The following is a 10165-nucleotide window of genomic DNA, read 5'->3' on the forward strand; positions in this document are numbered from 1 at the left end:
TGGCTTACCTGGCTTACCTGGCTTACCTGGCTTACCTGGCTTACCTGGCTTACCTGGCTTACCTGGCTTACCTGGCTAGCAGCATAGAGCTTCCATTAATTTAAAATAGTTCGCTGCTGACTGAAGACTCGTAAATCCACAAGAAAATGAATATTTAGCTTCTCGTAATTAGCTTCTCGTAATTAGCTTAGATTTACTCGCAAACTACCCAGTTGTAATTGTTAATCATCTGAACCTAAGTCAGTTAAACTGCTTTGAAAGTTGTTTACGAAGCTTTCTGTAATAGCTAAATTGTCATTTGCATTGCTGTAATCAGTTTTGACTGTAGCCATTTAGTTGTGTCATTTTTTGGTGACATAAGTTGGTTTACTAGCCATGAAAGGTTAACTGTTTAAGTTAGTTGGCAGCGTTAAAGGGTTCTGCGTCTTTGTTTATAAAGCCACTAAACGTGTGCTTAAAACCAGTTATCTTTTTCAAGTAGCACATGTTAAACGAGTCCACCTAAGTCTTTATCACCAAGTGTCCCGGCTTGTTAGGCTCAGAATCTAGTGGACAACGAAAGTGATTAACCTGTTATTTAAACCCTAGTTGCTAATTTTAAGATTTATTTGATTCATTCTAGATTTTATTAAGCAGTGAAATAACACTTCTTTTTATTAGCTGCTAAAAAAGGTATTCAAGTCAACTATATCAATTGCAGCCTGGTTTGGCATTGGTGTTTGCTCCAATGCAGAATATAGTTTTGTTTAAGGAATTTTTTTAAAGAAGGGTTTTGTGCGGTGCTAATAGGTAAGATAGCTATTCATGCGCTGTAGGTATTAGAAATATAATTGCTTGAGAGCTATTTAAAAGCTTCCAGTCAGCTTATTACGATTAATATAGGGTTTAGTGTACTTTGTTAATATAAGTCCGTTTAAATGTACGCAGAGGCTAGGGTTATCATTTTCCGGGTAATTAGCACTTTATAGTTTTTTGGGGGGAATTGCGGCTAATGCAGAGGGATTGATTATCACAACTTTTTGGTTAAACATTAACTCTTGGTTGTTTGAGGGCAACAGTAAACTTAAACTCATAGTTGACTTCCTATACTTTAATTACGCAAGCCAAATAAAAAAGCACCGACCAATTGTGGTCAGTGCTTTACATGGTGATTAGCTTACGGATGAAGCTTAAATTTCGTATGGTCGCTACTTAATCTTGGATTAGTTGTATTTATAACCTTCGGATTGAGTTTGCTCAGAGTAATCTAATTTTTCATGGCTTTGGCCCATGGCTTCAGCAACTTCTGGAGGCATGTAATTTTCATCATGCTTTGCAAGTACTTCAGTTGCTTGTAATACGCCAGGCTCTGTTAATACACCTTGTGCAACAATACCTTGTCCTTCACGGAATAGATCAGGCAACAAGTCATCAAATGTTACGATGATTTCGCCACCAAGAATATCATGAATGGCAAATTCAACATGTAAACTATCAGGATCACGTACCATTGAGCCTAAGGTCACCATACCACCTACACGTATACGTTGACCAACTTCAGGCTTGTCACCTGTATCTGGTTTACCGTTTACAATTTCATACGGAGTATAGAATAAGTTTAAGTTTGAATTTAGCGCATATATTAGTAATGATGCGATACCGGCAACACCTGCAATTAATGCGACTGCCAGTGTTAATCTCTTTTTGCGTCTTGAATTCACTATCTGCTACTCCTAGTTTCTTTAAGGCGGTCTTCTCGTTCCATCTTTTTAGATATTTCGAGTAAGACGGATCTTTTTTGACGAAGGCTCAAGAATAGTAACGTCCCTAAGCTTCCGAAGGTAACACCGTATGACAACCATACATAGAATGCATAACCGCCCATATTTAAAAATTCAGAAAATGATTCGAACTGTATCATTTCGATGCCTCCGCTTTTGCTAATTCTCTAACCCAAGGACGCATTCCATTTCTAGCTAAAATCTCAGCTTTGTAGCGTAGCAAAGTGATTGCACCAATCATTAATCCAAAACCGACGATATTGATAAGTAACGGTGCTAACATTTCCATTGGCATTGATGACTTTTCAGTGATTTTAATTGTCGCAGGTTGATGTAAGCTGCTCCACCAATCAACTGAGTATTTAATAATTGGAATATTAATTACACCAACTATTGCTAAAATGCCCGCTGCACGAGCTGCAAGTACTTTATCTTCAAATGAAGCGTAAAGAGATATTACACCTAGGTATAAGAATAATAGCACCAGTTCTGATGTTAAGCGTGCATCCCATACCCACCATGTGCCCCACATAGGTTTGCCCCATGCAGCACCAGTTAATAAGGCGATAAAAGTGATTACAGCGCCTATTGGTGCAATTGAGGCAGCAACCCAATCGGCTGCTTTAATCTGCCATACAAGCCCGACAAATGAAGCGGATGCCATAGCCATATACGCGGCCATAGACATTGAGGCTGCTGGTACATGGATATAAATAATTCTGAAACTTTCGCCTTGTTGGTAATCCATTGGGGCAAAGAGCATTCCCCAGATGGTTCCGACACTTATAAATAAGATGGCCGAAAATGCAAACCAAGGTAAAAGGGTTGATGCTAGTTTGTATGCACGCTCAGGATCAGCGTATGAATGTAGCCATTTCCACATTTAGTTTGTACTCACTCTTAATGAAGCACCAATTGCAAATGGTGCCATAACTAATGAACCGACCAACATTGCACCAATAATAGCAAGTTGACCTGTGTAGGGTAAATTCATTCCAGCCGCATCAATCGCACTGGTAGCGAAGATGAGAACAGGTATATATAGCGGTAAAATTAGCAAGCTTAGTAGTACACCGCCTTTGCGTAATCCAACCGTTAATGCAACACCAATAGCGCCAAGAAGGGACAACACAGGTGTTCCTACTGCTAGTGTCGAGATTAGCGCGCCATAGCTATTGCTATCTAAATGCAGCAGTACTGCAAGTAAAGGTGCCACTAATATTAATGGTACACCGGTTAAAATCCAGTGTGCCAATACCTTTGACAATACCAATATTGATAATGGCTGTGGGCTGAGCAACATTTGCTCTAAGCTGCCATCACTAAAATCGGCTTTAAATAAACGCTCTAATGACAGCATCGATGCTAGTAGGGCTGCGACCCAAATAATGCCTGGTGCCACACGTGATAATACTTGTGGTTCAGGGCCAATGCCTAGCGGAAACAATGTCACTACCAGTACAAAGAATAATAACGGGTTAAAAATATCACCACGATGTCGAATGGCGATTTTTAGATCCCGATGCAACAATGTCATAAATGCTTGGGTGTAACTTATGCCTCTTTTCATTGTTGTACCTTATACGAAACGATAGTCTAGTTTTACCTTACGAAGCACATCATCAGTAATGATGCCCATATCTTGGTGAGTTGTCATAATCACGCAACCCCCATTTTTAGTGTGCTGAATAAATAATTGCTCTAGTTCTTCAACACCTTTTTTATCAATGGCGGTAAATGGCTCATCTAAAATCCAAATACGACTGTTGGTATGCCACAGTCTTGCTAATGCGGTGCGACGATGCTGACCTGCAGATAAATGTCCTGCTAGGGCTTCTTCAAAACCGCCTAAGTTAACTTTGGCTAATATATCGTAACTATCAAAGTCATCATAACCACTTAACCTTAAATTGAAGTTAAGATTTTCTTTTGCTGTTAACTCACTTTTAACACCTGCTAAGTGACCTAGGTAAAGTAAATCTTCATTAAATTCATCACGGCATTGTGTGATATCGGTATCGATATATTCGACTTCACCAGCGTATGGCCTTGAAAGTCCGGCTATTATGCGTAGTAAACTGGTTTTTCCGGCACCGTTTGGGCCTTCAATTTGGACAATATCACCAGCGTTAATTTCAAAACTCAATTCGTCAAACAGAATGCGATCTTCGCGAATGCAGGTTAACTCATTCGCTCTTATTAAGGTCGGCCGTTGAATGTTTTCTGTCACTTAGCCCTCATTATCACTGTTAAAGATGAATATAATTTTATATTAACATAAACACAATTAGCGGTTTAGCATTCAGCTCATCTATGTGCTAGGTATTTGAAGTGGTTCCAATAAAATACATCTTATGTGAACTTTTTCATGATTCTCTAATATATTACTTTATCTTAGCTTATTGTCTTCATTTGGACGCTAAGGTGAGATTCTTGTCACAAAAAGGTGAGTTTTATTGAAGTTTGTAGTAATCTGATGACGATTTATAAGTCTGCCTTCATTAAAAGGTGGCGTTGAGCTGTTAATTTATTTGCATTTAGGAACGATGAACATGAAAAAATTATTAGCAATGACTGCAGTTGCCGCGTTGACTTTGTCTTCAAACGTTTTTGCCCAAGATGGCGAAGCGGTTTATAACAAAGCGTGTACAGTATGTCACAGCATGGGAGTTGCTGGTGCACCAAAGACTCACGACGCTGCAGCTTGGGAACCACGTTTAGCTAAAGGTCTTGATGCATTAGTTGCAACAGTCAAAACAGGTTTAAATGCAATGCCACCAGGTGGAATGTGTACTGATTGTACTGATGAAGATTACAAAAACGCTATTGAGTTTATGTCTAAGTAATTTTAGGTTGCTCAATAAAAAAACCGGCTTAAGAGCCGGTTTTTTTATGTCTATTTATTGATAGTGGATTATTGAACCACTGTATCAAGTAATAGTTTAGCTTCTTTACCCACAGCAACAGATGCAACGATACCTTTTAAATCACCAGGTTGCGCCTTCACACTGCCATGTTTTGATAGCACTGCGATAATTTCTACATTTGTAGCACTGCTTAGTTTTACATCGCCACCCATTGAAGTAGTGTCATCAAGTGTCACCGTTACAGGTAAACTGTTGGCACTTATTTTGGTCGCAGCTAAAGGTACCTTAGGGCCTTGAGTTGAACGGGCGAAGATAAATACCATATCTGAAGAGCTAACTTGATCGGCTAACTCTGGAGCAATTGATATCGCGACATCTACAGTTTTAATACCTGCTTCGGCTGTAGCTGCTGCCATTGGGTTATGAGTACTATCGTTTGGCATCACTCCCGTTTCAGCTTGAATACGCATTTGGGCAGATTCAATAGCATTCATAAGTGCAGTGCGATCCACATCTTTACGATCGCTATCTAAAATAGATTGCCACGCTGTGATTGCGCTTTGATAGTCAGCAGTGAAAAACGCATCCATACCGACAAGCAACAATGTAGAAGGGTCGTTTGGATCTAAAGCTAAAGATTGATCAACAAGCGCTTGAATCTGAGGATTCATTTGCTGACCATTTTTGTAATACAGTGCCGTCGCTTTAGGGCCTAATAATTCAGAAGCTGTGCCAACTAATTCCATCACTTTATCAAAAGAGGCAACAGCATGATCAAACTGGTTTGCTGAAATATAAGCATGACCTAAGCTAAACCAAGCTTGGCTGTTTTCTGGCTCAGCTTGAACTTGCTGCTCCATCATTTGTACACGTTGAGCCATAATCTGCTCATTGCTCATACCTTGATGTGGCGAAGCTTCAGCTTGTGGCGGGGTAGCTAACTCCTGGTATGCACCAAGGGTTGAGTAAAAGTAACCTGAAACAGCCAAGACACCAACGGTCATAATTGATGGCCATAAGATCCCTTTTGCTTTTAATTTCGTATCTAAAGAATCGTCACCTGCAATCTTCATATCTTGCAGAAGGCCAATTTCTAGTTCTTTTTTAAGCGCGTCAAACTCTGTTTGATCAAGCAAGCCTTCTTCAAGTTCTTTAGCTAAAATGCCTGCGCGCTCGTTGAAGAGTTCAAGGTTAGTTTGCTTACGTACGCCTGATTCTTCAGCAGATAGCATTTTTTGCTGACGAAAATGAGGGATCCAAATCAGCATTAAGCTGATGAGTACGACAAGCGCAATAAATATCCAAAATGTGGTCATTGTTTCAATATTCACTTTTAGGTTGCTGAAAAAATAAAGCGGAACTGCCGCCTAACTTGAGTGCTAGATTATACGTAAAGATGATTCATTGAACAGTAATATACGATTTTACTTAGTCAGAATCCTTATAGTTGGGCACTGGTTCACAAATAAATAACCACCTTTGAAATCAAACGAAACTTAAATGAACTTTTTTAGTCATAGGCTTAGCTGTTATAACTGTGTGTTTTTAATCTCTATTTTTTTGAGAATGAGACTAGTGACCCAGTTTTGCATGAAATAGGCAGACATAAACAACAGCAAATACTAAAATATAACAAAATTCGTATTAGCTAATGTTAATGTAGCTGATATATAGCATTATGTTAGTTATGCGTTGGTTTGATTAGGTTCGGACCAACTTTTATCACACTGAGGAATACCCATGATCCCAGAACTTGGACACTTCTCGCTCATTATAGGTGTGGCATTTGCCATGCTATTAATGACCGTGCCGTTAATTGGTGCAGCCCGTAAGGACCAGTATCTCGTAAGATATGCTTGGCCGATTTGTTACGGTATGTTCTTTTTCATCGCTCTTTCAGTTATCAGCCTAGGCTATAGTTTTGCCGTTGATGACTTCTCTGTGGCTTATGTCGCACATCATTCAAACTCACAATTGCCAATCTTCTTTAAGATTGCAGCAGTGTGGGGTGGCCATGAAGGGTCACTTCTATTCTGGGTATTCTCTATATCTGTCTGGGCTGCATCAGTTGCATTGTTCAGTAAAGGTATGGAAGAAGTCTTTATCGCACGTGTTCTTGCGGTATTAGCAATGATCATTGTTGGCTTCTCTTTATTCATGCTAATCACTTCAAGCCCATTTGAGCGTATTTTCCCAATACCGATGGAAGGTCGAGATTTAAACCCAATGTTGCAAGATGTGGGCTTAATCTTCCATCCACCAATGTTGTACTTGGGGTATGTTGGTTTCTCAGTTAGCTTTGCATTTGCTATTGCTGCGCTTATGAGTGGTCGTCTAGATTCTGCTTGGGCTCGTTGGTCACGTCCTTGGACACTAGCAGCTTGGGTATTCCTAACAGGCGGTATCTCGTTAGGCTCTTGGTGGGCATACTACGAACTTGGCTGGGGCGGATGGTGGTTCTGGGATCCAGTTGAAAACGCATCGTTCATGCCTTGGTTAATCGGTACAGCGTTAGTGCATTCACTTATTGTGACTGAAAAACGTGGCGCATTCCGTAACTGGACCGTATTACTGTCAATATTCGCTTTCTCATTAAGCTTGCTAGGTACCTTTATTGTTCGTTCAGGTGTTTTAACATCAGTGCATTCATTTGCAGCCGATCCTAGCCGTGGTATGTTTATTCTGCTCTTGCTTGGCCTCGCAGTTGGTGGCTCCTTGACCTTGTTTGCGTTAAGAGCAAGTCAAATGAGCAGTCCTGCAAGGTTTGAACTCAAATCTAAAGAGACCTTCTTACTTGTATGTAATGTGTTATTAACTGTTGCAGCAGGTACTGTACTACTTGGTACGCTATATCCATTGCTAATTGATGCATTAGGTATGGGCAAAATCTCTGTAGGACCTCCATATTTCAACGCTGTATTTGTACCAATTGTACTTGTACTGTTTGGCTTCATGGGAATTGGCCCAATCATTCGCTGGAAAAAATCTAAAGCGGGTGAGATTAAACGCCAACTTATGATCCCTGCGATTGTGGCTGCAATTGTTGGTTTGGCAACACCATTTATCGCTGGTAACGAAATGAACCTTTGGGTTGCATTCGGTATTGCTGCTGCGACATGGGTAGCACTAGCAACCTTCAGAGCGGCATATAACCTAGTAACTGACAAAGAAGGTAAGTTCACCCTTAACAAGATAGGCCGTAGTGAAATGGGGATGATTATTGCCCATTTAGGTATTGCCGTATCAATTGTTGGTGCCACTATGGTGTCTAACTACTCGATTGAGAAAAGTGTTCGTATGGGCCCTGGTCTCAGTGAAGAGTTAGCGGGTTATACCTTCAACTATATTGAAACCAAAAACGTGGTTGGTCCTAACTACACCGCGCAACAAGGTCAGATTGAAGTTTATTACGATGACGAATTTGTTACATTGTTAAGACCTGATCGTCGTCAATACAATGTACGTACGATGGATATGACTGAAGCAGGTATTGATTGGGGCTTGTTCCGTGATCTATATGTGACTATGGGTGATCCATTGAGCATGACTCAATTTGCTGTACGTCTTAACTATAAACCGTTTGTTCGTTGGATTTGGTTTGGTTCAATCTTTATGATGGTCGGCGGTTTCTTAGCTGCATCAGACAAGCGTTACCGCGTTAAAGAAGCTAAAACTGCTAAAGAAGAAGCAGAACAAGCAAAATTAGCCACTGCTTAATATATCGGAGAAAGTATGAAAAAGTTGGTGCTGTTTATACCATTGGTATTGTTTTTGGGGATGGGAGTTTTTCTTTATCAGGGGTTATTCTTAAATCCACAAAAGCTGGATTCAGCACTAGAAGGAAAGCCGGTACCGGCTTTCCAACTTGAACGCCTTGAAACGCCGGGTGAAATGTTAACGCAAGCTGATTTAAAGGGTGAAGTGTCGATGATCAATGTTTGGGCTACATGGTGCCCGGCATGTAAATACGAACATCCTTTTTTAATGATGCTTGCGCGTAAAAATATTTTACCTATTTATGGTGTTAATTATCGAGATGAGCGTGCGCCAGCAATACGTGAGTTAAGTCGTGAAGGCGATCCCTACACGCTTAACATTTTTGATAAAGATGGACGTTTAGGTTTAGACCTTGGGGTATATGGAGCACCAGAAAGTTTCATTGTTGACCATAACGGTATAATCCGTTTCCGCTACGCGGGGCCAGTTGATAGTAATGTCTGGAGTGAAACACTCTACCCAATGATCCAACAGTTACAAGCTGAAGCTAAACAAGACGGAGTTTAATAATGAAAACATTGAAAATACTTGTTGGCTTGATGACAAGTTTAGTTTTAGCTTTTAATGTGATGGCAACGCCAGTAGATACTTATGAATTTAAATCTACCGATAACCAAAAGCGTGCGTTGAACTTAGCGCACTCTTTACGTTGCCCACAGTGTCAAAATCAGAACTTGATCGATTCTAATTCGCCAGTAGCCCAAGACCTCCGTCTTGAAGTCTACACCATGGTTGACGAAGGAAAGAGTGATGATCAAATAGTAGATTTTATGACAAGTCGTTACGGTGACTTTGTACTATATAAGCCAAGATTAGATCCTAAGACCTACATTCTATGGATTGGCCCATTTGTACTAATGCTTATTGCACTTTACATTGCATTGGTTGTTGTTCGTAAACAACGTGGTAAAGCAGCAAATGTGGAGCAAGAGTTAACTGACACAGATCGTGACGAGTTAGCCGATTTATTAGCAAGCAAGCAACAGCGAGATGAAAAATGAACAAGATGATCAAATTGATCATGCTTGGTGCATTAGCGGTAAGTTTTACCGCTAATGCATATCCTGGAATGGAAAAACAGCAACAGCATGTTAGTCAATCAACACTTGATAAGATAAATGTATTAGCGCAGCCGTTTCCTATTGCACACATTGGTTTTAATGATGCCGAAGGCAATGAAGTTGATTTCGAAGCCCATAAAGGCAAAGTTGTTATCATTAATATGTGGGCGACCTGGTGTCCTCCGTGTGTAAGAGAGCTACCTGCATTAAATCGATTAGAGAAAACACTGAGTAAAGACGAATATGTGTTGATGCCAATCTCTATTGATGCAGAAGGCAAGAAGCAAGTTAGCCCTTTCCTTGATTCTATTGGTCTAGGTGCTTTTACTTCTTATTACGACCCAAGACAGAATTTACGAGAAGTATTTCCACTAGACACCATACCAGCGACCTTTATTCTAAATAAAGAAGGTGAATTGGTTGCTTATGTGCGTACTTATGTCGATTGGGATGATGAAAACGCTGTTGAGTTTTTACGACAGTTTCAATAAATTGCAATTAAAGTCTAACGATAGTGATATAAGGTTGCTTACTTAATAGACTAATTACACCTGAATTGATTAAAAAAGATCGTATTTGATGAAAAGATCATCATGCGATCTTTTTTTTGCTTTTTTATGCATAAAAGCCCTTGCGCTAAATCTTAACTTGCCTATAATGCGCATCCACTGACACGGCGACAGGCCAATAGCCTCAAGGT

11 protein-coding genes are annotated in these 10165 nt (G+C 40.1%); 5 read left to right on the forward strand and 6 right to left on the reverse strand.

What is annotated here, in order from left to right; all coding sequences use genetic code 11:
- Positions 1-1202: 1202 nt before the first annotated feature.
- The 5 genes from ccmE to ccmA are packed head-to-tail and all read right to left on the reverse strand — an operon-like array spanning position 1203 to position 3990.
- Complete coding sequence (gene ccmE / locus Q4591_RS19660) at positions 1203-1700, reverse strand: cytochrome c maturation protein CcmE (protein WP_102440378.1); 498 nt, start codon at positions 1698-1700, stop codon at positions 1203-1205.
- A complete protein-coding gene (ccmD, locus tag Q4591_RS19665; RefSeq protein ID WP_102440380.1) occupies positions 1700-1897 on the reverse strand; it encodes a heme exporter protein CcmD in 198 nt (65 codons plus the stop codon). Before ccmD ends, ccmE begins: the two co-directional genes overlap by 1 nt.
- A complete protein-coding gene (locus Q4591_RS19670) occupies positions 1897-2643 on the reverse strand; it encodes a heme ABC transporter permease (RefSeq protein ID WP_102520616.1) in 747 nt (248 codons plus the stop codon). Before Q4591_RS19670 ends, ccmD begins: the two co-directional genes overlap by 1 nt.
- Positions 2644-3330: a heme exporter protein CcmB gene (gene ccmB, locus Q4591_RS19675; protein WP_076543209.1), complete on the reverse strand. Its 687-nt coding sequence runs from the start codon at positions 3328-3330 to the stop codon at positions 2644-2646.
- A 9-nt stretch (positions 3331-3339) separates the two neighbouring features.
- A complete protein-coding gene (gene ccmA, locus Q4591_RS19680) occupies positions 3340-3990 on the reverse strand; it encodes a cytochrome c biogenesis heme-transporting ATPase CcmA (protein ID WP_102477113.1) in 651 nt (216 codons plus the stop codon).
- 322 nt (positions 3991-4312) lie between these two features.
- Between ccmA and Q4591_RS19685 the strand changes: the two genes are divergently transcribed.
- Entirely contained in the window at positions 4313-4606 is a 294-nt protein-coding gene (locus Q4591_RS19685; protein ID WP_076543207.1) for a cytochrome c5 family protein, read from the forward strand.
- A gap of 68 nt (positions 4607-4674) precedes the next feature.
- Here the strand turns inward: Q4591_RS19685 and ccmI are convergent, their stop codons facing one another.
- A complete protein-coding gene (gene ccmI / locus Q4591_RS19690; RefSeq protein ID WP_102532149.1) occupies positions 4675-5943 on the reverse strand; it encodes a c-type cytochrome biogenesis protein CcmI in 1269 nt (422 codons plus the stop codon).
- Between the two features lie 424 nt (positions 5944-6367).
- Between ccmI and Q4591_RS19695 the strand changes: the two genes are divergently transcribed.
- Genes Q4591_RS19695 through Q4591_RS19710 form a run of 4 tightly spaced genes read left to right on the forward strand, consistent with a single transcriptional unit; the run spans position 6368 to position 9956 of the window.
- Positions 6368-8344, forward strand: a complete 1977-nt coding sequence (locus Q4591_RS19695; RefSeq protein WP_076543206.1) for a heme lyase CcmF/NrfE family subunit — start codon at positions 6368-6370, stop codon at positions 8342-8344.
- Between the two features lie 15 nt (positions 8345-8359).
- On the forward strand, positions 8360-8911 hold the full coding sequence (locus Q4591_RS19700) for a DsbE family thiol:disulfide interchange protein (protein ID WP_102440374.1): 552 nt from the start codon (positions 8360-8362) through the stop codon (positions 8909-8911).
- 2 nt (positions 8912-8913) lie between these two features.
- On the forward strand, positions 8914-9405 hold the full coding sequence (gene nrfF, locus Q4591_RS19705) for a heme lyase NrfEFG subunit NrfF (RefSeq protein ID WP_303462534.1): 492 nt from the start codon (positions 8914-8916) through the stop codon (positions 9403-9405).
- Positions 9402-9956 carry a TlpA disulfide reductase family protein gene (locus tag Q4591_RS19710; RefSeq protein WP_102440372.1) on the forward strand — a complete coding sequence of 185 codons (555 nt, stop codon included), beginning with the start codon at positions 9402-9404 and terminating at the stop codon, positions 9954-9956. The genes nrfF and Q4591_RS19710 overlap by 4 nt, the downstream gene beginning before the upstream one ends.
- Positions 9957-10165: the final 209 nt, after the last annotated feature.

Source organism: Shewanella sp. 3_MG-2023, assembly GCF_030548765.1.
In the GTDB taxonomy this organism is placed as follows: domain Bacteria; phylum Pseudomonadota; class Gammaproteobacteria; order Enterobacterales; family Shewanellaceae; genus Shewanella.

Coding starts and splice junctions, on each gene's coding strand:
- ccmI (WP_102532149.1), bottom strand. CDS start 5,943: ATGACCACATTTTGGATATTTATTGCGCTTGTCGTACTCATCAGCTTA.
- nrfF (WP_303462534.1), top strand. CDS start 8,914: ATGAAAACATTGAAAATACTTGTTGGCTTGATGACAAGTTTAGTTTTA.
- Q4591_RS19700 (WP_102440374.1), top strand. CDS start 8,360: ATGAAAAAGTTGGTGCTGTTTATACCATTGGTATTGTTTTTGGGGATG.
- ccmB (WP_076543209.1), bottom strand. CDS start 3,330: ATGAAAAGAGGCATAAGTTACACCCAAGCATTTATGACATTGTTGCAT.
- Q4591_RS19685 (WP_076543207.1), top strand. CDS start 4,313: ATGAAAAAATTATTAGCAATGACTGCAGTTGCCGCGTTGACTTTGTCT.
- Q4591_RS19695 (WP_076543206.1), top strand. CDS start 6,368: ATGATCCCAGAACTTGGACACTTCTCGCTCATTATAGGTGTGGCATTT.
- Q4591_RS19710 (WP_102440372.1), top strand. CDS start 9,402: ATGAACAAGATGATCAAATTGATCATGCTTGGTGCATTAGCGGTAAGT.
- Q4591_RS19670 (WP_102520616.1), bottom strand. CDS start 2,643: ATGTGGAAATGGCTACATTCATACGCTGATCCTGAGCGTGCATACAAA.